We start from the raw sequence: 25,209 nt of genomic DNA, 5'->3' as shown, positions 1-25,209 counted from the left end.
ACTCATTTTATAGGATGTGCATTTTCTCCGCTTCTTTATAGTCCTTAAGAACTGGACGAGGCGGTAATTTATCCATGATACTCACCACGTAAATCGCGATGGAAGAGAAGATGAAACCTGGTACGATTTCGTATAGACCAAGGAATTCAAATTGTTTCCAAATAAGTACTGTTAAACCACCAACTACGATACCAGCGATACAGCCATGACGTGTCATTCGCTTCCAGAATAAGGAGAACAAGATGGCTGGACCGAAGGCAGCACCAAAGCCTGCCCATGCATAGGCAACCATTGTTAAGATGTAGCTATCTGGATCCATTGCCATATAGATGGCTATTAATGCAACTACTAGTACTACAATACGGCTTACTAGTACAAGCTCTTTATCGCTTGCTTTAGGATGAATGATATTGGCATAGAAGTCATTAGCAATAGCGGAGGCTGTTACTAACAATTGTGCCGATGCAGTACTCATGATAGCTGCTAATACAGCGGACCAGATGAGACCTGCTACAAATGGTGTAAAGAGACGTTCTGTCATGATGAGGAACACTGTTTCCGCATCAGTGCCTACCAATTTATCCGGTAGCATGTATACGTGACCGATGAGGCCTACCGCGATAGCTGCCATAAGGGATAAGATAACCCAAACCATGGCGATATTCGTAGATTTTTTTAACTCTTTTGCATCGGAGATGGCCATGAATCTTACGAGGATGTGAGGTTGACCAAAGTAACCTAGGCCCCAACCGAGAGCGGAGATTAAGCCGATAGCCCAAGTGAACCAATCGGATGGATTGCCAAATAAGCTAAGACCTTGAGGAAACTCCTGTTGAATGAGTTGGAATGTTTCTACAGGGCCACCCATGAACATGGCTGCTGTAATCGGTACTGCTAAGATGGCAAAGAACATCAATGCCCCCTGAATACAGTCCGTCCAAGATACTGCGAGGAAACCACCGAGGAAGGTGTAGAATACGACGATGCCTGCGGTGATGAAGAGAGATACGGTGTAATCAAGGCCAAAGATGGTGTTGAATAACTTGCCCCCTGCCACAAAGCCCGATGATGTATAAATCAAGAAGAAAATCAAGATGAATAGGGCTGAGATAACAGCTACCGAATGGGAATGATCATGGAAACGATTTTTCAAATAATCCGGTAAGGTAAGACTGTCGCTAGCTACCTCTGTATGGTTACGCAAGCGTCTAGAAACGAATTTCCAGTTTGCCCAAGTACCTAGCGTAAGGCCTACGGCAATCCACATACCTGAAATACCCGTTGTATACGCGAGGCCTGGAACACCCATGAGCATCCAACCACTCATATCTGATGCTTCCGCACTAAGTGCTGTGATCCATGGTCCTAGTTGTCGGCCGCCGAGGATGTAATCGCCAATACTGTTCGATTTGCGATAGTAGTAGACCCCGATATACATCATGAGTCCTAGATATAAGGCAAAGGCGATAATGATCATTAAGTTGTCTTGTGTCATGCCTATATAAAACCTCCTTAGGTTAAATTTTCATTCTATAGTATTATAAATAATTCTTATTGTATCATATATTAGCACTTTAGAGTGTAAAAATTTGGTGAGATTTTATTAATTTCTATACGAATTTTAAGTATATACTTTCATCTTGGGCATTAGACGGTTAACCTATAAATCGTATATACTAAAAACCCGAAAATACTCGAAATATGATAAAATAATAAAATGGAAAAATGACACGTGAAAGGAGGTACCCATGGATCAACAGGAAACAACAAAACAAGACAATCTAAAACAACCAGTTGCGACAAAACAAGAAACTGTTAAACAACCAGTTGTGACAAAGCAACAAGCACTGCGCATGTTAGAAACTTACTTTGGGTATACCTCCTTTAGACCGGCTCAAGAGGCTCCGATTGCCTCCTTATTACGCAATGAAGATGTGATTGGCATCATGCCGACGGGGGCAGGTAAGTCCATTTGTTTTCAGATTCCTGCACTCTGTAAGGCGGGCCTTACTATTGTGTTCTCTCCACTGATTTCTCTCATGAAAGACCAAGTAGATGGTCTATTGGTGCAGAATATACCAGCAGCACTTATCAATAGTACGCTTACGCAAGCGGAATTTAATAAGACCATGTACGAAGTGCGTAGCGGTAAGATCAAGCTCTTATATATTGCACCAGAGCGACTAGGGTCTAATTTTTTCTGCAATGTGCTACGAGCGTTGCCTATTGCTCAAGTCATCGTGGATGAGGCTCATTGTATCTCTGAGTGGGGTCATGACTTTAGACCGTCCTATCGCCTCATCGGTGAGTGGCTCAACTCTCTGCCAAAGAGGCCTATCGTAGGTGCTTTCACCGCGACAGCTACGAAATATGTAGAAAATGATATCAAGAAATTATTAGGCCTGGATAAGGCAAATGTGTATGTAACAGGCTTTGATCGACCTAATTTATCGTTCTCTGTCATCCGTACACCAAAGCGCATGGATTATGTGGTTCACTATGTGCGCCAACATGATAACGAAAATGGTATTATCTATTGTGCGACGCGTAAGGATGTAGATCGAGTGTATGAAAATCTAACCCGTGCAGGCATTAAGGTAGGCCATTATCATGGAGGTCTCAGTGATGAGGTGCGCCGTGAGATGCAAAACGCTTATGCAGACGATAAACTGCAGGTCATGGTGGCTACTAATGCCTTTGGTATGGGCATCGACAAGAGTAATGTGCGCTATGTGTTGCACTACCAAATGCCGCGCAACATGGAGTCCTACTATCAAGAGGCGGGCCGCGCAGGTCGCGATGGAGCACCTGCAGAATGTATCTTGCTCTACAGTGGGCAGGATGTACAGGTTCATAAATATTTGATTGAACAGTCCATCGAGACGCCTGAGCGACAAGAGGTGGAGCTCCGCAAGTTACAGTCTATGATTGATTACTGTTTCTGTAGTAATTGCTTACGTAAATATATGCTTAACTATTTTGGTGAAAGCACCGTTTGGACTACTTGCGATAATTGTAGTTCCTGTAAAGGCTCCGGTGATAAGGTCAATGTTACAAAAGAGGCGAAGGCTATCTTCCGTGCTATTATGGGTACTGATGAGCGCTATGGTGCCTCTATGATTACCTCTATCGTGCGCGGTGAGCGAACTGACCGTATTATGCGAGCAGGCCACGATGCACTCCCTGTATTTGGTTTACTAAGTAATGTAGACGAGAAATCTATTAAAGGGCTCATCCAACAATTTGTAGCTTCTGGTTATTTGCGTAGTTCTTCAGGTAAGTATCCTGTGCTATCCTTGACGGCTGGCGCTGAGGAGGTCCTCGGTGGGCATAAAGAGGTGGAGGAAATCAGACAATATGTGTCTGTACCATCTAGAACTAGTCGGTCTACGTCTACTACATCAAGAGGAAAATCTAGTTCTGGGTCGGGTGGTTTATTTGAACATTTACGACAACATCGTAAGCGCTTAGCCGAAGAGGCAGGGCTTCGACCATATCTTATCTTCCCTGATACAGTACTTATTGACCTAGCCAATTTACGACCCACTACATTAGGTGAGTTTGGCAATGTTAAGGGCGTAGGGGAAGCAAAATTGAAAAAATATGGCCTCAGTTTTTTACAGGCCATTGCAGAATATAAAGGATAATAAATTTTACTGTATATATGGTAGTACTATGTATTTTTTAGTATGATAGTACTATATATTGTAAGATATAAGGTTAGTATTATTCGACGTGTTATACATAGATTTAGGGGGATATATGAGTCTAGCAGATACACAATACCTCGGTATTATTGAAAATATTTTAGAACACGGCACATACGGTCAAAACCGTACAGGTATTGCAACCTATAAATTGCCACATCAAATTATGCAATTTGACTTGCAAGAGGAATTTCCAATTTTGACTACAAAGTTTGTCGCTTTCAAAACGGCGGTAAAAGAATTGTTGTGGATTTGGCAAATGCAGTCCAACGATGTACGCAAATTGCAAGAAATGAACGTGCGTGTATGGGATGAGTGGATGCGTGAAGATGGTACCATTGGTAAGGCCTATGGTTACCAAATTGCAAAGTATAAACAACTTGATAATCTCATCAAGACTATTAAGGAAGATCCTGATAGCCGTCGTATGATTGTCACTTTATGGAATATTGAAGATTTAGATGATATGGCATTGCAACCATGTGCGTATGAAACATTATGGGATGTAGCTGATGGACACTTGAACTGTATGCTCATCCAACGCAGTGGCGATATGGGCCTTGGCGTTCCATTCAATACCGCTCAATATGCAGCATTACAATGTATGATCGCTCAAGTAACAGGTCTTAAACCTGGTAAATTTACTCATGTTATTAACAATGCTCACGTGTATGAAAACCACGTAGAAGCATTGCGTGAACAATTAGCACGCCGCAATCAAGCGTTGCCAGCGCCAAAAATTGTAGTAAATCCAGACGTGAAAGACTTCTATGATTTCACACCAGAGGACGTTACATTAGATGGCTATGAACATCTAGGTAAATTGTCCATGACTGTTGCTGTATAGCATTGTATTCATGACCATTGCTAAAGCGCATAATATGTACAGCTGTTGCCATTTAATATTATGTTCGTGACCATTGCTAAATAGTATTACAATTATGACTGTTACCATATAGTATGAATCGAAAGAGGGCAGTATGTTAGCATTAATCGTAGCCGTAGCACATAATCGTGTGATCGGTAAAGATAATACCTTGATTTGGCACTTGCCGAATGATTTGAAATTCTTTAAAGAAAAAACTACGGGTCATGTTATTATTATGGGCCGTAAGACCTTTGAAAGCTTGCCGTTCTTGTTGCCAAATCGTGAGCACTGGGTGATTACTCGTGATAAGGGCTTTGACGCACCAGAAGGGGTTAGGATTTTCCATAGCCCTGAGGCTGCTGCAGAAGCGGCACGTGCTCTTGATGCGGCTTTTGTGCTCGGTGGTGCTCAAGTATATGAGGCTTTCTTGCCTTACGTAGATACGATGTATATCACGGAAGTAGACCATGAATTTGAAGGGGATGCATTTTTCCCAGAGTTCCAAGAGGGTGCTTTCACCATTGAATCCGTTGTAGACGGCATGGTGGATGAAAAGAACAAATATCCTCATCGTTTTGTAACCTATCGCAGAAAGGCATCTAAATGAGTGAAAGAATGTTTGCCATTATTGGCAGTGAATTAAATGTTAAGCCAAAGCAGGTGCAAGCTGCCGTAGAATTATTGGACGAAGGCAATACGGTGCCATTTATTGCGCGTTACCGTAAAGAGGTAACCGGCGAATTGCAAGATGAGCAATTACGTACCATTGAAGAACGCATTAAATACTTGCGTAACTTGGAAACACGTCGTCAAGAAATCATTGCGTCTATTACAGAGCAAGAAAAGATGACCGACGAGTTGATGAAGTCCTTAGAAGCAGCAACAAAGCTTCAAGAGTTAGAGGATTTGTATTTGCCGTATCGTCCTAAGAAACGCACACGTGCTATGATTGCCCGTGAACGTGGGTTGGAGCCGTTAGCGGACATGATTCTTAACGATACAGTTACCTCTGGTGATCCCCTAGAGATTGCTAAAGACTTTGTAACGGAAGAGGTGCCCACACCAGAGGATGCTATTCAAGGTGCTTCTGATATCGTAGCGGAAATTGTTAGCGATAGTGCAGACTTCCGTGCGTATTTGCGTAAAAAGATGTGGAACGAAGGCTTTATTCAAGCTGAGTTGACTGGTGATGAAGAGGTACAACAACAGTTCTTGCAATACGCAGAATATGCTGAACCAGTTCGTCAAATGCCGTCTCACCGTATCTTGGCGGTTAATCGTGGTGAAAAATTAGGGGCCTTGAAATTAGCCCTTACTGTACCAGGTGATACGTATATTGCGTACATGGTGCAAAAGTTAGAGAAAAATCCAAAGTCTATTTTCGGAGACTACAAAGCGGCTGCAGTAGCCGATGCGTACAAACGTCTAATTTTCCCTGCTCTAGAGCGCGATATTCGCAATGAGTTGACGGAAAATGCGGATGAGCAAGCTATCAAGGTATTCGGTGTAAACCTTAAGAACCTATTATTACAGCCACCTTTGGCAGGCCATGTTATCATGGGCCTTGACCCTGGTTACCGTACAGGTTGTAAGATGGCTATTATCGACCAACAAGGTAATGTGCTAGATTATGGTGCCTACTATTTAACTAATAGTGAAAAGCTTCGCAAAGAAGCGCAAAAGGTATTAGCTGATAAAATCCGTAAGTTTAAGGTTACTCTCTTATCTATTGGTAATGGTACTGCATCCTATGAAACAGAGCAGTTTGCTTCCACCATGATTGAAGAGGAAAAATTAGACTGCCACTATATCATCACCAATGAAGCAGGTGCATCTGTTTACTCTGCTTCTAAATTGGCTATCGATGAATTACCAGATTTAGACGTAACCATACGCGGTGCTGTATCGATTGCACGGCGCGTACAAGATCCATTGGCTGAATCTGTTAAGATTGATCCAAAATCTATTGGTGTAGGTCAATACCAACATGACGTAAACCAAAAGCAATTGACTCATACCTTAGATCAAGTCGTTGAAACTGTAGTTAACCACGTTGGGGTAGAGCTCAATACGGCATCTCCTGCTATTTTGCAACATATTGCGGGCATCTCTAGTACAGTGGCTAAAAATATCGTTGCATACCGTCAAGAGAATGGCGTATTTAAAAGCCGTAAAGAATTGTTGAAAGTACCTCGCTTAGGTCCTGCGGCGTTTACGCAATGTGCCGGTTTCCTTCGCTTGCAACACGGTAAAAATTCACTAGATAATACATCTGTCCATCCAGAATCCTATGAATTGGCAGAACGCATTATTGGTGAATTAGGTTTTACCTTAAAAGATTTGCAAGATAAAGCACAACTAGAAGCGTTACAAGTTAAATTACCTCTTGTAGATGCAGAAAAAATGGCTGCTAAACTTGATGCGGGCGTACCGACTGTACGAGATATCTTAGGGGCTTTGGCTAAACCAGGTCGTGATCCTCGTGAAGATTTGCCAGCACCACTTACTAGAAAACATGTGGTAAGCCTTGAAGATATTCAAGTTGGTACTATTGTAAAAGGTACTGTTCACAACGTAGTTGATTTTGGTGCCTTTGTAGACTTTGGTCTTAAAACGAATGGTCTTTTGCATCGTAGTGAACTTTGTAACAGCCGTCAACATCCATCTGATGTGCTTGCTGTAGGCGATATTATTGAAGCTCAAATTATTTCTGTTGATGTAAAACGCAATCGTATCGGTTTATCTGTAAAAGCATTACAACCAGAAAAGCCAAAGAATAACGATAATAACCGAAACAGAAATAACAACGGACAACGTCGAAACAACAATCGTAACAATAACCGTAATAATAATCGTGACTAAAAGTCATGGTCCGTAAAACCGCACTCTCTATGGTTTTAGAGGGTGCGGTTTTTTCTGTATAACTTAAAACTATGTATAATAATGCGGAATGGATATATCGAAAATGATATGCCTTATTGAAGATTTTAGATATAAAGTGTATGATGAGATTACAGGGGAGATCTTCCTCAATATATGTTCCTGAATAGGAGGTAATGCTATGAGCTTGAACCTTAAAGAAAGATATGGACTTTTAATTAATAATGAATGGGTACCGGCATCTGATGGTGCTGAATTCAATGTATATAACCCTGCTAATGGCGAACAACTTGCCATCTGTGCAGAGGCTACGAAAGATGATGTTGACCGTGCTGTAGAGGCTGCAACAGAAGCTTTCAAAACTTGGAAAACTGTTTCCCAAGTAGAGCGCGCTGATTACTTGTTAAAAATTGCTGACGCTATTGATGCTCACAAAGAGCACTTGGCACAAGTTGAAACATATGACAATGGTAAACCAATCCGTGAAACTTTGAATGTAGATATTCCACTTGGTGCTGACCATTTCCGTTACTTCGCAGGCGTACTTCGTTCCGAAGAAGGCTCCGCACAAGTATTTGATGAAAATACATTGAGCCTCATCGTTCGTGAACCGATTGGCGTTGTAGGTCAAGTAGTACCTTGGAACTTCCCATTCCTAATGGCTGCTTGGAAATTGGCACCAGCTCTTGCAGCAGGTTGTACAGTTGTTATCAAACCTTCTAGCCATACATCCCTTAGCCTTTTAGTATTAGGCGATATTTTGAAAGAAATCTTACCTCCAGGTGTTGTGAATATCGTAACTGGTAAAGGCTCTAAATCTGGTCAATATATCCTTGATCATCCTGGTTTCAGCAAACTTGCTTTCACAGGCTCTACAGAAGTAGGTCTTGATGTATATAAAGCAGCGTCTGAACGCTTGATTCCAGCTACATTGGAATTAGGTGGTAAATCTGCGAATATCTTCTTTGAAGATGCAAACTGGAAACAAGCTCTTGATGGGGCAATGCTCGGTATCCTCTTCAACCAAGGTCAAGTATGCTGCGCAGGCTCCCGTATTTTCGTACAAGATACAATTTATGATAAATTTGTAGCTGAACTTTCTGCTTTATTTGATAAAGTAAAAGTTGGTTTACCTTGGGACGAATCTACACAACTTGGTTCCTTGATTTACGAAGATCAAGTTAAGAAAGTACTTAGCTATGTAGAACTTGCTAAAGAAGAAGGCGCTCGCGTTGCAGCTGGTGGTGTACGCGTTACTGACGGCGAACTTGGTAAAGGTTGCTTCATTAGACCTACACTCATCGTAGACGCTACAAACGATATGCGCGTAGCTCGTGAAGAAATCTTCGGCCCTGTAGCTGTTGTAATTAAATTCCACAGCGAAGAAGAAGTTATCGAACAAGCTAATGACAGCTTATACGGTCTTGGCGGTGGCGTATTTACACAAAACCTCAACCGTGCAATCCGCGTAGCTCGAGCAATCGAAACAGGTCGTATGTGGGTAAATACATATAACTCCATCCCAGCAGGCGCACCATTTGGTGGTTACAAACAATCTGGTATCGGCCGTGAAACTCACAAAGTTATCCTTGAACACTACACTCAAATGAAAAATATCATTATTAACTTAAGCGATAAACCATCTGGTTTCTACGATTTAGATTAATACTATATAACTCTCCAATAAACTATAACAAAGAGGCACCTCCTTGGAGGTGCCTTTTTTGTGCTTGATATAGGAAATCAGCATCTTATCAGTATCGAGAGCCCTTATGTTATAATTAAAAACATCTAAGAGTGTATTGTAAAAGAGCCTGGTAAAAATGAAAAAAACTTGAAATGTTAGGATATTTTGGGACTTTCATATCTATGTCGTTATCTATAGGGCTATATAAACTTGAGATTAGTAAACGTGTCATTGATGAAAAATATAAATATATCAATTCAGATTTTAAGAATATAAGTATTGTTTTGAGAGGGAGTTTATGAATTTTAAGAGAGTAATTAAATGGATTGGTTATATCATAGGTGTATTAATACTGATTTATATCCTCATATTGGGAGTATTGATATATTTCTTGGCAAGTGGAGACTTTAAAAATAGTCTGATTTATTTAAGTGATCTTAAGGAGAGTGGATTATATTATGGCAATGAAAACCGTAAGATTGCTGATAATGTAGTTGCTGTTCATGAGGTAGATAATAAACTTTATTACATAACGTTAGACGGTATTGGTATTTTTGATGAAAATATAAGTTTGTTAGATGCTTGGAATAAAGATCTTAATAAATATAATACTTTCATTCCTCGAATAGATGCTAAAGAAACACATTTTAATGTGAGCCTTGATGAGTTATACCCTAATATTTCTAGTCTTGATGAAAATGATAGAGATATATGGCATGAGATCTTTTATGATAGTGAGAAACGATATACAGGTCCACACGCTGGATATACTATAAAGCTACCTTTCTATGTATCATATAGAAAGGAAGATATGGGTAAGCATAATGATATAGTGGATCTTTCTACAGGAACGATTATTGGTAAGTATGGTAGTGAACATATTTATAGAAACAACGCTTATTATAATTTTGAATTTGGAAAATTGACTAAACTTGATTTCTCTCAGAAAGCTATATATAGCTATTATTCTGATAATCTCTATATAGGTCGGTTTAGCAAGAATAATTCAGGAGATGAGAGATATGAATCTTATGCACGAAATGAGTTAAATAAAGTAAGAACGAATGATTTAACGGTATTACCTAATTTAATAAATCAACGATTCATAGTGTTTAACTCCTTTAACGAGTTTTCTGATTTTGATAAAGATACCTTTGAAGCATTAGCTATTAATGCGATTAAAAATAGGAAGGCGCTACAATTAGGGCCATTAGAAAATCAAACTCTAAGGCAATACTTAAGTAAATAGAGTAAATGCATAGTGAAGAATATTTGTACTAGATAAAAATAAGGAGTATCAAATTAATGAGTCATATTCCCATCAAAAAATTATATAATCCCCAATATAATCTGTTATCTATTAGTGATAAGGAAGAATTGTTATATCAGATTGGAGAAATATATAATTTAGAATTAATATCCTTTAAAGACTTTGCTGCATTTAGACAATCCACATATACGGCAGTATATCGTTCACATGATGGTATAGAATTTGTATTTGTTCCTGGAGATACTGTTACGTTAGGGTTTGATTTTAAAAATAAACCATTTCAGGATATTTTTAATGATGAAAATTTAGCGGAGCTTGCCTATCCATTTGTAGAGGGATATGAAGAGGAAATCTTTAGTGAAGACGATGTTCAAACTAAGATTAGCGAAACACTAGAAGATGAAGGAGTACTATCCAACATAGAAACGTATTTTAAGCATAATTTTACTCAAGAAGATGAGTTCGTAATCCATCCATTGTTAGTACAAAAAGAGTATAGTGAAACTTGTTGGATACCTATTTCAGATGAGACACTCAGACAAAATAAAGAGTGGCAACAGATGATAGAAAAAGCCGAAAGCGAGGGCCTTTCTGAAATAATGATTCATAATACCATTTGTTTATATCAAACAGATGATAACAATTGGTGTGGCAAACTTTATGAAGAAACAACATTTAAGAAACTTTTACAGGATATAAAAGATAATAGATATTCTTTGCCTACACAAAGAGAGTGGGAGTATTTAGCTGGCAAGGGGTGTAGAACTATCTTTCCATGGGGGAACAATATAGATTTCTCTATGAATTTAAAGCATATGGAATGGATGGATAATGATGGAGATTATACATTAGAAAAAGAAAACTTTTTTGGCCTTGTTATAGGTGACGATCCGTATTGTAGAGAAATTGTATATGATAATGATGTGTTTTCCTATAAAGGTGGAGATGGTGGCCGCAATATATGTGGAGGATTAGGTGTTGTGTGGGGCTATCTTCCTATTTCACCATATTTTCAAGATAGTGAAATGGTAATTGGCGATAATATAAATGGTGGATATGATTTCTTTAGGAGGATTATAAGGATTGTTGATGATAGTGTGAAATGATGTCACATATAATATTTCTAGAATATCAAATGGCAATATCGTTTCATTAATAAAACAGGTGCCTCCTAAGAGGCACCTGTTTTATTTATAGTGGGATAAACGGAATACTCTTCTATATTCTTCAGGCGAATCAGAACCATCAGCAGGTTTTATGATAATCCTAATAAATATCTCTTTTTTGAAATCTGGATATGTTTTAGCATATTCTTTGCAGAACTGATCCATACGATTATAAAAGTTTGTTACATCTTGGTTTTGTATGGCTGAATAAGGGATAGGCATTTCAATATACAAGGTAGATGTGTCATATGTAGCATAAGATAATTCCTCTGCTGTTAAATGGTTTTTCATTAATGGAAATACAGTTATCAACGGAATGTTGGTTATTAGTATTCGCTCAACTTGTGGTACAACTGGTGCCGAGGTGTGCATGACTTCAGATATTTTAATGGGCATTTGTGGATATTTATCAAAGGTGACTTGCCATGTATGATTCCGTTGTGATTCTAGGTGATAGGTCAGATTAGGATAATTCTTATTTATATATTGTTGTACCTCATCTTCACCATAATGTGATAGAAGATGACAACCCGTTGTTAGTATGAGGGATAGTATAATTAACGGTAGTAATACAAATCTTTTAAGAGTAAATGGTTTCATTGGTATTCCTTTTATACTACTTTAGAATGTTCAGTAAATTGTAATTGCTTAACAGGCATTGCTTAATTATTGCAGTAATTTGAAGTACATTCTTTTAATTATATTATACCTAAAAACATACTTTTACTTATATAGTTGATTAATACCATACAAGTCTCCAATAAACCATAACAAAGAGGCACCTCGAACGAGGTGCCTTTTTTGTGCATCAGTATCTTATAAGTGTAGAGCTGGCATATGTTATAATTAAGGACATCTAAGAGTGTATTATAAAAGAGACTAGTAAAAAATGAAAAAACTTGAAATGTTAGGATATTTTTGGATTTTCATATCTATATCATTATCTGTGGGGTTATATAAACTGGAGATTAGTAAACGCGTCATTGATGAAGAATATGAATATATCAAAAGACATAGAGCTTTTGGCAATTTAACCAAGTATTTAACAATAATTGCAATTGTAAGTATAGTGCTATTAAATTGTAAATTTTTAATTGATAAAGATTATTTATTTGTGGCGAGATATGGTGTTGCTTGTGGCATTTTCGTGCTTTTGATAATGTGTACAGGTTTTTATCAAAAGCGAAATAGTTTGTATTATAAACGCGGTCTTTTTGCTATCTTTTCTATATTATTTGGTGTTGCAGGTTTAGGTTATGCATTAAAGAGTATGTTCCTTAAGTAGTAAATATATACTTTAAAATGGTTATTAATTTAATAGCGCTCACTTTCAAAATATGATATACTATTCTAACGCGCATAATTCGTGCGCGATAGGAGGAAACACATTTAGATGTTAGAAAAATTTGAACAATTAATGATTAGCGAACCTGTTCTAAGAGCGTTAAACGATATGGGCTTTGAAGAGCCTACGCCAATTCAACAGGAAGCTATCCCAGTAGCCATGAGCGGTAAAGACATGATCGGTCAAGCTCAAACAGGTACTGGTAAGACAGCCGCATTTGGCTTGCCTGTATTGGAACGCGTAGACGGGAATGAGCGTCACGTTCAAGTAGTTATTTTATCCCCTACACGAGAATTAGCTATCCAAGTAGCTGAAGAGCTTAATAAAATGGCTCAATATACGAATATCACAGCACTACCTATTTACGGTGGTCAAGATATTAATCGTCAGTTCCGTGCCTTGAAAAAGAACCCACAAATCATCGTTGCCACTCCAGGCCGATTGATGGACCATATGGATCGTGGTTCTATCAACTTTGACCATGTGAAAGTTGTGGTATTGGACGAAGCCGACGAAATGTTAAACATGGGCTTTGTTGATGATATCAATAAAATCTTGGGTGCTATCCCAGAAGACCATCAAACATTGTTGTTCTCCGCAACTATGCCTAAAGCTATCCAACAATTAGCTGAAACATATTTGAAAGAGCCAACATTGATTCGTATGAAACCGACTCAAGTTACGATGGACTTAATTGAACAATATTATATCGAAGTGCAAGACCGTCAAAAATTCGATGTTCTTTGCCGCTTGTTCGATATCCAAACACCTGAACTTGCTATTATCTTCACACGTACAAAACGTCGTGTTGATGAAGTAACTGAAGGTCTTAAAAAACGTGGTTACATGGCGGAAGGCATCCATGGCGATTTGTCTCAACAAAAACGGGACAGCGTAATTCGTCAATTCCGCGAAGGTACCATCGATATTCTCGTGGCTACTGATGTGGCAGCTCGTGGTCTTGATATTTCTGGCGTATCTCATGTATATAACTACGATATGCCTCAAGATCCTGAAAGCTACACGCACCGCGTAGGTCGTACAGGCCGTGCCGGTAAAGCTGGTCAAGCTTTCACGTTTGTTATCCCTCGTGAAATGGAGCATTTACATGCTATCGAGCGTTTAACAAAACGTAAAATTGCACGCCGTCGTGCACCTTCCTTAGGTGAAGTTCTTGAAGGTCAACAACGTTTGGCAATTGAAAGCCTCGTTGAAATGACAGATAATTTAGAAGCATTAGCACCATTCAAAACAAGTGCAGAGGAATTGTTGAATGATACAGATTCCGTAACACTGTTGGCAGCTGCTCTTAAATTGTTAACAAAAGAACCAGATACGACTCCTGTAAATATTACAGAAGAAAAACCATTACGCGTACGCCGTCGTCGTGAAGGTGGCCGTAGTGACCGCCGCCGTCGTGATGGTGACCGTCGTAGAGATGGTGATCGCCGCCGTGAAGGAGATCGTCGTCGCGATGACCGCCCTCGTCGTAGCCGTGATGACCGTAGAGGTGAACGTCGTGATGACCGCCGCAGAGATGATCGTAGATCTGATCGTCCACGTGGTGATAGAAAACCTCGTCATCAAGGTGAAGGTTTCAAACCTTACTTTAAAGACTAATAAAATGTGGATTGCTTACGAGCAATCCACATTTTTTATTACTTAATAGTTAATACTATCTATCTTGATAAGTATTGAGGATTTTGATATAATAAATAATAATTATTTCTTGTTAATGGTCGATAATGGCCTATGCCTTATAGATTTCCAAGTGGAGAAAGGTAGATTATTATGGATATCGCACAAATTTTGCGTAGCCAAGGGTTTAAAGTAACCCCACAACGTATTGCGATTTATGATGCATTGCGTGGGCATCATGATCATCCAACAGCAGAGATGTTGTATCATACGTTGCGCCCTGAACATCCAAGCATGAGCTTGGCTACAGTGTACAAGACGATGGAGATTTTTGAAAAAATCGGTCTTGTAAAAATTTTAGAAGTTGGTGATGAGCGCGCTCATTATGATTGGGACACAGCAGCTCACTCTCATATCCGTTGCGTTCGTTGCAATAAGGTAGAAGATATGATGGGCATTGATTTGCAAGCGATTAAAACGATTGCGGATCAAGGTAGCGAGTACCAAATTACAGGTCAACATATTACCTTTGAAGGTGTATGCCCTGAGTGTGCAAAAAAAGAAAGCCATTAATAGATAACCCCTGTCGATGAAGGGATCCTTCACGGTAGGGGTTTTATTAGTTATTTCTATTGGTCATCGTTTTAGTTAGTATTTAATTTGTATTTAGTAATTAGTATTTAGTTAGTAATTAGTATTTAGTTAGTATTAATTACTATTTCATTAGTATTTATCTATAAGATTATTAGAATCATATAAAGGAGTATTATGTTTGTCATCGGCAGTCACTTATCAATTAGCAAAGGTTATTTAAACATGGGGAAGGAAGCTACAAAAATTGGGGGCAATACATTCCAATACTTCACGCGGAATCCTCGTGGTGGTAGTATGCGTGCTCTTGATGTAGAGGATATGAATAGCTTGAGTGCGTATATGAAAGAACATAACTTTGGCACCTTATTAGCTCATGCGCCTTACACGTATAATCCATGTGCAGCAAAGGAAGATTTGCGCGCTTTTGCAAAGCAAGCCATGACAGAAGACCTAGAGCGTATGGAATATTTACCAGGCCAAATGTATAACTTTCACCCAGGCAGCCATGTAAAGCAAGGTGTAGACCAAGGTATAGAATACATCGTGGAGTGCTTGAATGAAATTTTATTCCCAGGCATGAAAACAACAGTTCTCTTAGAAGTCATGGCTGGTAAGGGTACAGAAATCGGCTCTCGCTTTGAAGAGATTGCTCGCATCATCGACGGTGTAAAATTAAAAGAATACATGGGCGTATGTGTTGATACATGCCATATCCACGAAGGTGGTTATGATATCGTCAATAATCTTGATGGTGTTATTGATGAGTTTGACCGTATTGTAGGCTTAGATCGTTTAAAAGCTATTCACTTGAATGATTCTAAAAATCCTATGGGCGCTCATAAAGATCGGCACGAAAAAATTGGTGAAGGTCACATTGGTATCGACGCCATCGCTCGCATTGTGACACATCCTAAATTGACGAACTTGCCGTTCTATTTGGAAACGCCAAACGAACTCGATGGGTATGCAAAAGAAATTGCTATGTTACGCTCTATTGTAGAGAATCAATAATTAAGTTAAACACTTAATTTAGTTATATAATAATTATGTAGCATACTTAATACTGTTTAATGGTTAGTGTATGAATCTAAAATTATGAGTAGTACGAGCTTGCGTTAGCAATTATTACTACTTTATGTAAGGTTTAAGGAGAACTGGAAGGGGGATAAAATGCGTTTTTTACATACTGCCGATTGGCATTTAGGACGTATTTTTTATGGTCAGTATTTAACAGATGACCAAGCTCATGTGTTGGAGAATCAGTTCTTTACTATTTTGAAAGATGAAAAAATTGATGGCATATTGCTCGCAGGGGATATTTTTGATAGAGCGGTGCCACCAATTGAAGCTATTGAGTTATGGGATTCCATCATTACCCGTCTCGCTATGGATTATAAGGTACCACTCTTCGTGGTAAGTGGCAATCACGATGGGGCAGAACGTCTTGAAGTGGGGCGCTCTATGTTGAGCCGATCAGGAATTCATATTTGGGGATCCCCTCATCATGCATTACAACCCTTTGAATTTGAAGGCTCTGATGGTAAGCTCGCTATTTGTCCTATGCCCTTTAGTGAACCTCGTCGTATTGGGGATGCATTAGGGCTTGGGTCTACTAATATCTCCTTGGAGACTATTCAAAATATAGAAAATGTAGAAATACCAGCGACGAAGACTAAAACAAAAACTAAGGGTTCTAAATCTAAAAAAGCAGCTATAGATGTTGTTGAGGAGTCTTTGTTTGCTAGTGTTGATATGGTAGATGAAAAAATTGCTGCTATAGAAACATCTAAGAGTGTAACACAAGATTTGACCGCCCATAATGAAAGTGGTCTCAATCTACATAATTACGACCAAATGTATCAGGCTTGGAGCAACCATTTACGCAATCAAGTACCAAAGGGGATGCGCAGTATTGCCATTAGTCATGCCTTTGTAATGGGTGGCGAAGTAGGGGGCTCTGAGCGCACCTTGTCTGTAGGTGGTAGTGAACAGGTACACCCTCAAGTCTTTAAAGACTTTCACTATACGGCCCTTGGCCATTTGCATGGGCCTCAGCGAATGGGGGCAGACTATATTCGCTATAGCGGATCGCCATTAAAGTATTCCTTTGATGAGCATATGCAGAAGAAGTCTTTTACCATCATAGATATGGATGTAAAAGGTAATGTAGATATTAGTACCATTCCTGTAGAGGCGAAGCGCGACGTTGTAATATTGGAAGGCTATTTTGAAGACTTGCTAAACAATAAGAAATTACAGGCTAAGCATAAAGACCATTATGTACAGGCTCGATTGCTTGATACGATGCCTATAATGGATGGGATGGCTAAACTGCGCCAAGTCTACAATCGTTGTATGACCATTGACTTAGTCGGTCGTGTGGCAGCGCCTGTAAATGACATGGGGGATGCAGTCTTTAAAGAGTTAAACGAGCGTGAATTATTTAATCAATTTGCCGAAACTGTGTGGAAAGAACCATTAACAGAGCGTGAGCAACAATACATCAACTCTGTATGGGATCGAATTCTAAAGGAGGACTAAATGAAGCCTATATCTTTAATTATAGAAGCCTTTGGTCCGTACCGCGATTCGGTTAACTTGGACTTTAGTGAGCTCCAAGATCACTCCATGTTTCTTATCTCTGGTCCGACGGGGGCAGGGAAAACATCTATACTAGATGCTATGGTGTATGCCTTATATGGCGAACCTAGTGGGGAAGTACGAAAAATAGATGCTATCCGCAGTGATTTTGCAGAACCTGAACGTATGACCCGTGTTGACTTTTCCTTTGCTATCGGTGAGGCTCAGTATCGTGTTGAAAGATTGCCAAAACAATTGGTCGCTAAAAAACGCGGTACTGGTATGCGTGAACAGAATGCTAGTGCCACTGTATACGAAATGAAAGATGGTGAGTGGAAAGTTATCGCTACTTCTGCCGCAGCCATTCGTGATACAGTTCAACGCATTATAGGCTTTCGTAAAGATCAGTTTTTACAAGTAGTATTATTGCCACAAGGGGAGTTCCGAAAGTTATTAGTTGCCTCCACTAGTGAGCGTGAGGAGTTACTACACACTCTCTTTAGAACGGATCTATACCGAAAATTACAAGAGGCGCTCAAAGCCGCTTATGATGACGCAAAAGCAGGCATTGAGGCAAATCTGACAAAACAAGCCGCGTTGATACAGTCTATTCCTCATGATGAGGATACTATAGTGCTGACGGCCCAACATGTACGTGAATTATTGGCTAACCGAGAGCCCTATCGTGATGGACTTGTTGTGAAGCGAGATGAGGCTGTTGCCGAGGTGGAGCAGTTCAATGCATTGCGTAAGGAGTGGGCCGTATATAATCAAGCGCAACAGTCTCTTACAGAGGCTGCTTCTAAATTAGACTTGGTAAAAGCAAGAGAAGGGGAGCGTTCTAGTTTACGTGAAAAGGTTCAGTTCCTCACTTCTTTAACTCCAACCTATGAGCTATATAAACAGTTTAGTGATAAACAGAGTGCATTAAAAACATTGGAAACGGCACTTTCAGATACGAAAAAAGGTGTGGAAATTGCATCTCAACAGGAGTCTAAATGTACAGAGGCCCATGAAGTGTTAGCATCTCAAGCTGAAACTATACAAGCTAATAGGACTACGTTGGCGCAACTCCAACAACAGTCAGAGAAATTTGATGAGTTGGCACTGCTAAATAAAGAATTGACCACATTAAAGAGTAACTTAGAAACACAGGACCGGGAGAAAAGCGACGCTGAGTTGCAGATACAGCATAAGTTAGTAGCTGATTTAGAGTTTGCGTTAGTTGAAGCGAGAAAGCAGTTCCAAGCTAATAGTAAAGACTTAGAGGGTATTCCTCGTATTCAAGAACAGTTGAGTCAGTTACAACGATATTCTGAATTATTAGGACAGAAACAGAAGCTTCAACACGATATTGATGGTAAAGACAGGTCTTTAGCGGCTATAGATGAATCTGTAAAGAACTCGAAGGTTCAGCTTGAGCGTTTAGAACATTTGATGGCAGAGGGACGCGCTTTTGAACTTGTCCATTTGGTAGTAGATAATGAGCCTTGCCCTGTATGTGGTTCTACCGAGCATCCACAGTTAGCATCCAAGCCTGAGTTGTATCCTACAAAAGAGGAAGTAGAAGCGGCTCGTGCGGTGCGGGATGAGGCGATACAAAAGCAGGCTAGTGAAATTGGTCAGAAAGAAACGTTAGTTATTCGTTTACATGAGTTAGATGAGGAAGTTAAAGAACAAGTTTCTAAACTTACATCGTTGATTGATGGTTTTTCGGAAGACACCTTTGATTCTATTCAACAAGACTTGCTCTCCCAAATGGAGCAGCTCACAGCTTTGCGTAGCGATACTGAACAGTTGAGCAAAACTATAGCTACAAATGAGGGTGAACTGAGTGGGGCCAAAGAAACATTAGCGAAATTAGAGATGGCTCATAAGGAATTACTTGAAAGCTTGCATGATTTAGAGATTCAGCTTAGTTCTGTGCAAGCTAAAATTGATGCCTTATCTAAAATCTTGCCAACTACAGATCTTGATACATGGCGTAAACAGATCGAATCGTTAGAGACTGAAATTAACGCATACGACGAGCAAGTGAAGGTTTGTGAAAGCAATTTAGAGGCTGCTCGAAAACAACTCAATGCTCAACAGGGGCGCCTAGAAACCTTATCTGCACAAGTGCAAGAAGAAACTAATAGCCTTGATGTAATCTATAAGGAATATATAAAATCATTGCAATCTATTTCTTTAGGTGAAGTTGATTTCATAGAGGCGTTAGGTGATTATAATGCCTTAGATACCTTTAGAACTGAACTATACGCATTAGACGAGGATTTCAATAAAGCTCAAGCTGTATATGATGCGGCCTTAAAGGTAGCGAAATCTATAGTTGAGCCTAGTGCTACAGTAAGTGATGAGGTGTATGATGCGGCGGTGGAACGTAGAGATGCGCTTGTAGGCAATCTAGCGGCATGGGAAAAAGAGACGAAACATATTGAAACTACATTAGCATCATTAGAAGAGCTTGACGTAGCTATGGGCGAATCTCGTGAAGAAGTAGAGTTCTTGAGCCGATTAAATGACCTCGCTAATGGTGGAGAACAAGGGTTTAAAAATGTAACCTTTGAACGATATGTGCTAGGTGCTATTTTAGATGAAGTTGTGTATGCCGCCAATTTACGACTTCAAAAGATGAGTCGTAGTCGTTATTCCTTGGAGCGATCTGATTATACTGGTGGTGGTCGTGGTAAACAAGGCCTTGATTTGGCAGTTATGGATGCTTTCACAGGTCAATCAAGACCAGCGAATACATTGTCTGGTGGTGAAACATTTTTGGCGTCAATGGCCCTTGCCTTGGGCCTAGCTGATGTCATTCAAAGTTATGCTGGTGGTATTCATATGGATACGATGTTCATCGACGAAGGCTTTGGTACTTTAGATCCAGATACATTAGAACTTGCCATGGAAACTTTGGTACAATTACAATCTTCTGGACGCCTCATTGGTATGATTTCCCATGTACCAGAATTGAAAACTCGTATACCTGCCCACTTAGAGGTCACACGTGGTGATGATGGTAGTACGGCAAAATTTGTGATTAACTAGCTATAGAATTATAAAATGTGATACTATTAAAAGAGGATAATTCCTACAAAAACATACTGTATTTATAAAAGGAGGTCCTATGAAGTTTTCATTTGCTCACAATAATATAAATGTTAAGGATCTTGATAAAAGTCTAGCATTCTATAAAGAAGCTTTGTTACTCGAGGAATCTCGCCGTTTGGAGGATCCAAGTGGTGCTTTTACTTTAGTATATTTAAAAAGTCCATATACAGCGCATGAATTAGAACTTACATGGTTACGCGACTGGGATCGCCCTTATAATTTAGGGGATAATGAATTCCATTTGGCGTTTTATGTAGATGACTACGAAGCAGCTTTGAAAAAACACAAAGAGATGGGCGTTGTAGCCTATGAAAATGCTGACATGGGCATTTATTTCGTAGCAGATCCAGATGGATATTGGACAGAAATCATTCCGGCAGGTAAATATTAATGGAATATATGTTAACCCGTTTGGAGTGGTTAGTTGGACCAGATAAGATCCAAACATTAAAGGATACATCTATCGCACTCTTTGGTGTCGGTGGCGTTGGTGGTGGTGCCCTTGAGGCGCTAGTACGAGCCGGTGTAGGGCGCATCGTCATTATTGATGGTGATGCTATAGCACCTAGTAACTTGAACCGCCAAATGATTACGACTCATGACACGATTGGTGAGCGTAAGGTAGAGGTGGCAAAGGCGCGAGCGTTAGCTATTAATCCTGATGTATTGATAGAAACTTATGATATTATGTATACTGAGGAAAACTATCCCGGTTTTATTCAAAGTTTAAACGTTGATTATGTAATCGATGCCATCGATATGGTAACGGCTAAACTCAATATTATTGAGGTTTGTCAACGTGAAAGCATCCCTGTTATTTCTTGTATGGGCGGCGGTAATCGCTTTTACCCAGAAAAACTTATGATTGCAGATATCAATAAGTCTCATACATGTCCTTTAGCGCGCGTTATGCGTCGGGAGTTAAAAAAGCGGGGCATAAAAAAACAATTAGTTTTATTTTCTACAGAAAAACCGACAAAACCACAGTTCCGAGGCGAAGCAACAAGTCCTGGAACATGTAGTTTTGTGCCCCCAGTGGCAGGTTTTATATTAGCAGCCCATGTGCTGCGTACAATTTTGGAGGTACCTGAACAATGAAAAAAGCAAAAATCCATATGGCTGACGGCGGCGATATCGTAATTGAATTATTTGAAAAAGAAGCACCTGGCACAGTACAAAACTTTGTAGATTTAATTAACAAAGGTTTCTATAACGGTCTTCGTTTCCACCGTGTAATCCCTGGTTTCGTAGCACAAGGTGGTTGCCCTAATGGCAATGGTACAGGTGGTCCTGGTTACACAATTAAAGATGAATTAATTGGTAACCCACACAAACACGAACGTGGTGCATTGTCTATGGCTCACCGTGGTCCTAACACTGGCGGTAGCCAATTCTTTATCGTATACGAACCACAACCTCATTTGGATGGTGTACATACAGTATTTGGTAAAGTAATCGAAGGCATGGACGTAGTTGATGGTATCCACCAAGGTGCTATCATGGAAACTGTTGAAGTAATCGAAGGTTAATCTCATGAATGATATATCTATTAAACATCCGGAGTGGCTATATATCGATGTAAACGGTGAAACGTCACATGGTTACGACCAAGAGTGGTTCACAGATGAGTGGCAACGCTTATCTGGTTGTGGGCCTACAACGGCATCACAAGTGTTGGGCTATTCACAATTTAGGGATGGCTTATTAGATCTAAATACTACATCCGATCAAACACTCGCATTAGAACGGATGAACTTAGTTTGGAAATATGTAAAACCACGCTTTGGTGGTGGCGTATATAAAACACAATGGATGGAACGTGGGCTTATCCGATTACTAGAGGATGAAAACTTGCCTTATGATGTGCATATGCTGAATGTATCTCCTTTCTGTGCATCTCGCGTAGAGGTGGAAGCCGCAGCTCAGTTTATTCATGATGCGTTGGCACAAGATGTGCCCGTTGCATTTTTGAATCGTCATAAAGGGAAAGAAAAGGCTCTTTACACATGGCATTGGGTTCCGATTCACAAGATCTTTATGGATGGCGATGATATTCGCTGTGGCATCTTTGATGAAGGTGAAATCCGTGATTTCTCTTTGGCGAATTGGATGAAAGATACCATTTTAGGTGGTGGCTTCTGTTATATTAGCCGTAAAGGTTAAGTAATAGAGCAATTAACGTAATATACATACGCATCGTAGGATTCTACGGTGCGTATTGTAGTATACATAGTAGGAGGTACTACATGAGTCAATGGATTACTGAGGAGCAAACACCTCATTTACGTCTCAGTGCTGAAGCAGAAGAAGTATTATATTCTGGAGAGTCTGAGTTTCAAAAAATTGAAGTATTCAAGTCTAAAGAGTATGGTATGATGCTCGCTTTAGATGGTGTATTCCAAACCTCTGAGCGAGAAGAGTTTATTTATCATGAAATGATGAGCCATATTCCTTTATTCTTGCATCCAAACCCTGAACGGGTGTTGATCATCGGTGGTGGTGATGGTGGCGTAGCTAGAGAATGTGTACGTCATGACTGCGTAAAAGAAGTAACTATGGTTGAAATCGATGGTAAAGTTGTGGAACTTGCTAAACAATACTTACCAACTATTGCTAAAGCTATGATTGAAAACCACCCTAAATTGACTGTAAAAATCGGTGATGGCATTGGCTTTATGGCTGAAGCTGAAGATTACTATGATGTAATTATCGTAGATTGCTCCGATCCAATCGGTCCTGGTGAAGGTCTATTTACTGAAGAGTTCTATAAGAATACATTGAAAGCTCTTAAAGCAGATGGCTTGTTTGTACAACAAACAGAATCTCCTATGTTACATCAACCGTTAGTGGAAAAAGTATTCGGTTATGTTAATAATCATTTCCCAATTGCTCGTTTGTACACAGCTTTCATTCCATTGTATCCGGCAGGTATGCATTGCTTTACGTTGGGCTCCAAAACATTTGACCCATTAAAGTGGACTCCTAATCGTGAGCAAACTTTTGAAACTAAGTACTATAACGAGGGAATTCAAAAGGCTGCCTTTGCATTACCAAATTTTGTAAAAAACTATTTGCCAAGTAAGTAAATAATATGTATAATAGGGGAGCACCATTCGTTAGGCATAGCTTACGAATTGCTTCCTTATTTAAATGAGGAAAAAGAGTTTATATTAGAGGAAATATGTTTTTTATTTTCAATTGTAAAAGTTAAATGAAATTGAGAAAAAGGTGTTGACACAAACCTCTAGAAAAGATATAATTCTCTTTGTTACGAAGACAACGTCTTCGATACCTACAAGGTGGTGGGTATGGTGAAGCGGTTAACACGGCGGATTGTGGCTCCGTTACGCGTGGGTTCGATCCCCACTACTCACCCCATAACCTACACATCATAATCACTGTAGGGGTGTCGCCAAGTGGTAAGGCAACGGACTTTGACTCCGTTATGCGCTGGTTCGATCCCAGCCACCCCTGCCAACATGACTCACTAGCTCAGTTGGCAGAGCACCTGACTTTTAATCAGGGTGTCCCGCGTTCGAGTCGCGGGTGAGTCACCAAATTAAAACTCACAAACTTCGGTTTGTGAGTTTTCTATCTCTATTCATAGAGTATTTGGTTATGATTGTAAGTATAAAATCTATGAAAAATAAATCGAAAAAATCTTTGAAAAAGAGGTTGACGATTTAAGGATAGATTGATATACTATACAAGTCGTTAGGGCTTAGAACTAACGTAACAGATCTTTGAAAACTGAACAATGATAGGTAATCAATCAATATGATTGAACATATGCCAGAGTGCGGGTTTTGACAATGTCAAAACCAACCATAATTCAAAGTTACTTAAATGTAACGACAACAAAACAAATGAGCTATTCAAATAGCTTCAAGATATCTTGGAGAGTTTGATCCTGGCTCAGGACGAACGCTGGCGGCGTGCTTAACACATGCAAGTCGAACGAAGAGCGATGGAAGCTTGCTTCTATCAATCTTAGTGGCGAACGGGTGAGTAACGCGTAATCAACCTGCCCTTCAGAGGGGGACAACAGTTGGAAACGACTGCTAATACCGCATACGATCCAATCTCGGCATCGAGGATGGATGAAAGGTGGCCTCTATTTATAAGCTATCACTGAAGGAGGGGATTGCGTCTGATTAGCTAGTTGGAGGGGTAACGGCCCACCAAGGCAATGATCAGTAGCCGGTCTGAGAGGATGAACGGCCACATTGGGACTGAGACACGGCCCAGACTCCTACGGGAGGCAGCAGTGGGGAATCTTCCGCAATGGACGAAAGTCTGACGGAGCAACGCCGCGTGAGTGATGACGGCCTTCGGGTTGTAAAGCTCTGTTAATCGGGACGAAAGG

At 39.8% G+C, this 25,209-nt stretch carries 20 protein-coding genes, 3 tRNA genes and 1 rRNA gene; 22 read left to right on the top strand and 2 right to left on the bottom strand.

Annotated features, from left to right (window positions below; translation table 11 throughout):
- Positions 1–7: 7 nt before the first annotated feature.
- Positions 8–1,495, bottom strand: a complete 1,488-nt coding sequence (gene putP, locus VEHSUH06_RS00125) for a sodium/proline symporter PutP (protein ID WP_105097351.1) — start codon at positions 1,493–1,495, stop codon at positions 8–10.
- Positions 1,496–1,853: 358 nt separating this feature from the next.
- On the opposite strand from putP, the gene recQ reads away from it, so the two are divergent.
- The 7 genes from recQ (at position 1,854) to VEHSUH06_RS00090 (ending at position 11,518) form a co-directional block, all read left to right on the top strand.
- A complete protein-coding gene (gene recQ / locus VEHSUH06_RS00120; protein ID WP_233187855.1) occupies positions 1,854–3,647 on the top strand; it encodes a DNA helicase RecQ in 1,794 nt (597 codons plus the stop codon).
- A gap of 115 nt (positions 3,648–3,762) precedes the next feature.
- A complete protein-coding gene (locus VEHSUH06_RS00115) occupies positions 3,763–4,554 on the top strand; it encodes a thymidylate synthase (RefSeq protein ID WP_105097350.1) in 792 nt (263 codons plus the stop codon).
- Positions 4,555–4,687: 133 nt separating this feature from the next.
- Positions 4,688–5,182: a dihydrofolate reductase gene (locus tag VEHSUH06_RS00110; RefSeq protein ID WP_105097349.1), complete on the top strand. Its 495-nt coding sequence runs from the start codon at positions 4,688–4,690 to the stop codon at positions 5,180–5,182.
- Positions 5,179–7,437, top strand: coding sequence for a Tex family protein (locus VEHSUH06_RS00105; RefSeq protein ID WP_233187852.1), 2,259 nt, complete (start codon positions 5,179–5,181; stop codon positions 7,435–7,437). The genes VEHSUH06_RS00110 and VEHSUH06_RS00105 overlap by 4 nt, the downstream gene beginning before the upstream one ends.
- Positions 7,438–7,636: 199 nt before the next feature.
- Positions 7,637–9,121, top strand: a complete 1,485-nt coding sequence (locus VEHSUH06_RS00100) for an aldehyde dehydrogenase family protein (protein WP_105097348.1) — start codon at positions 7,637–7,639, stop codon at positions 9,119–9,121.
- Positions 9,122–9,440: 319 nt separating this feature from the next.
- Positions 9,441–10,391, top strand: a complete 951-nt coding sequence (locus tag VEHSUH06_RS00095) for a hypothetical protein (RefSeq protein ID WP_105097347.1) — start codon at positions 9,441–9,443, stop codon at positions 10,389–10,391.
- 56 nt (positions 10,392–10,447) lie between these two features.
- Positions 10,448–11,518 (top strand): hypothetical protein, encoded by a 1,071-nt coding sequence (locus tag VEHSUH06_RS00090; protein WP_105097346.1) that lies wholly within the window; start codon positions 10,448–10,450, stop codon positions 11,516–11,518.
- Between the two features lie 81 nt (positions 11,519–11,599).
- On the opposite strand, the gene VEHSUH06_RS00085 is transcribed toward VEHSUH06_RS00090, so the two are convergent.
- Positions 11,600–12,178 carry a hypothetical protein gene (locus VEHSUH06_RS00085; RefSeq protein ID WP_105097345.1) on the bottom strand — a complete coding sequence of 193 codons (579 nt, stop codon included), beginning with the start codon at positions 12,176–12,178 and terminating at the stop codon, positions 11,600–11,602.
- A gap of 289 nt (positions 12,179–12,467) precedes the next feature.
- Here VEHSUH06_RS00085 and VEHSUH06_RS00080 point away from each other — a divergent pair, with 289 nt between their 5' ends.
- From VEHSUH06_RS00080 to VEHSUH06_RS00010, 15 genes are all read left to right on the top strand, one after another.
- Entirely contained in the window at positions 12,468–12,863 is a 396-nt protein-coding gene (locus VEHSUH06_RS00080; protein ID WP_105097344.1) for a hypothetical protein, read from the top strand.
- A gap of 108 nt (positions 12,864–12,971) precedes the next feature.
- A complete protein-coding gene (locus tag VEHSUH06_RS00075; RefSeq protein ID WP_105097343.1) occupies positions 12,972–14,543 on the top strand; it encodes a DEAD/DEAH box helicase in 1,572 nt (523 codons plus the stop codon).
- A gap of 171 nt (positions 14,544–14,714) precedes the next feature.
- Entirely contained in the window at positions 14,715–15,134 is a 420-nt protein-coding gene (locus VEHSUH06_RS00070; protein WP_105097342.1) for a Fur family transcriptional regulator, read from the top strand.
- Positions 15,135–15,329: 195 nt separating this feature from the next.
- Positions 15,330–16,166: a deoxyribonuclease IV gene (locus VEHSUH06_RS00065; RefSeq protein ID WP_009351073.1), complete on the top strand. Its 837-nt coding sequence runs from the start codon at positions 15,330–15,332 to the stop codon at positions 16,164–16,166.
- Positions 16,167–16,325: 159 nt separating this feature from the next.
- Positions 16,326–17,696 carry an exonuclease SbcCD subunit D gene (locus tag VEHSUH06_RS00060; RefSeq protein WP_105097341.1) on the top strand — a complete coding sequence of 457 codons (1,371 nt, stop codon included), beginning with the start codon at positions 16,326–16,328 and terminating at the stop codon, positions 17,694–17,696.
- Positions 17,697–20,780, top strand: a complete 3,084-nt coding sequence (locus VEHSUH06_RS00055) for an AAA family ATPase (protein ID WP_105097340.1) — start codon at positions 17,697–17,699, stop codon at positions 20,778–20,780. It abuts the gene before it with no gap.
- 79 nt (positions 20,781–20,859) lie between these two features.
- Positions 20,860–21,234, top strand: coding sequence for a VOC family protein (locus VEHSUH06_RS00050; protein ID WP_105081863.1), 375 nt, complete (start codon positions 20,860–20,862; stop codon positions 21,232–21,234).
- A complete protein-coding gene (locus VEHSUH06_RS00045) occupies positions 21,234–21,941 on the top strand; it encodes a ThiF family adenylyltransferase (protein ID WP_105081862.1) in 708 nt (235 codons plus the stop codon). The genes VEHSUH06_RS00050 and VEHSUH06_RS00045 overlap by 1 nt, the downstream gene beginning before the upstream one ends.
- Entirely contained in the window at positions 21,938–22,372 is a 435-nt protein-coding gene (locus tag VEHSUH06_RS00040) for a peptidylprolyl isomerase (protein ID WP_009351000.1), read from the top strand. Before VEHSUH06_RS00045 ends, VEHSUH06_RS00040 begins: the two co-directional genes overlap by 4 nt.
- 4 nt (positions 22,373–22,376) lie before the next feature.
- A complete protein-coding gene (locus VEHSUH06_RS00035; RefSeq protein WP_105097339.1) occupies positions 22,377–23,006 on the top strand; it encodes a hypothetical protein in 630 nt (209 codons plus the stop codon).
- Between the two features lie 83 nt (positions 23,007–23,089).
- Entirely contained in the window at positions 23,090–23,929 is an 840-nt protein-coding gene (gene speE, locus VEHSUH06_RS00030) for a polyamine aminopropyltransferase (protein ID WP_105097338.1), read from the top strand.
- A gap of 216 nt (positions 23,930–24,145) precedes the next feature.
- A tRNA-His gene (locus tag VEHSUH06_RS00025) sits at positions 24,146–24,221 on the top strand.
- A gap of 24 nt (positions 24,222–24,245) precedes the next feature.
- Positions 24,246–24,320: transfer RNA gene (locus VEHSUH06_RS00020), tRNA-Gln, on the top strand.
- A gap of 4 nt (positions 24,321–24,324) precedes the next feature.
- Positions 24,325–24,400, top strand: a tRNA-Lys gene (locus VEHSUH06_RS00015).
- A gap of 335 nt (positions 24,401–24,735) precedes the next feature.
- A 16S ribosomal RNA gene (locus tag VEHSUH06_RS00010) occupies positions 24,736–25,209 on the top strand; the annotation flags it as partial.

Origin of the sequence: Veillonella sp. S13053-19 (assembly GCF_002959835.1) — a bacterium.
GTDB classification, from domain to species: Bacteria; Bacillota; Negativicutes; order Veillonellales; family Veillonellaceae; genus Veillonella; species Veillonella rogosae.
The sequence above is the reverse complement of the archived record's forward strand: the minus strand, read 5'-3'. Positions and strand labels throughout refer to the sequence as shown.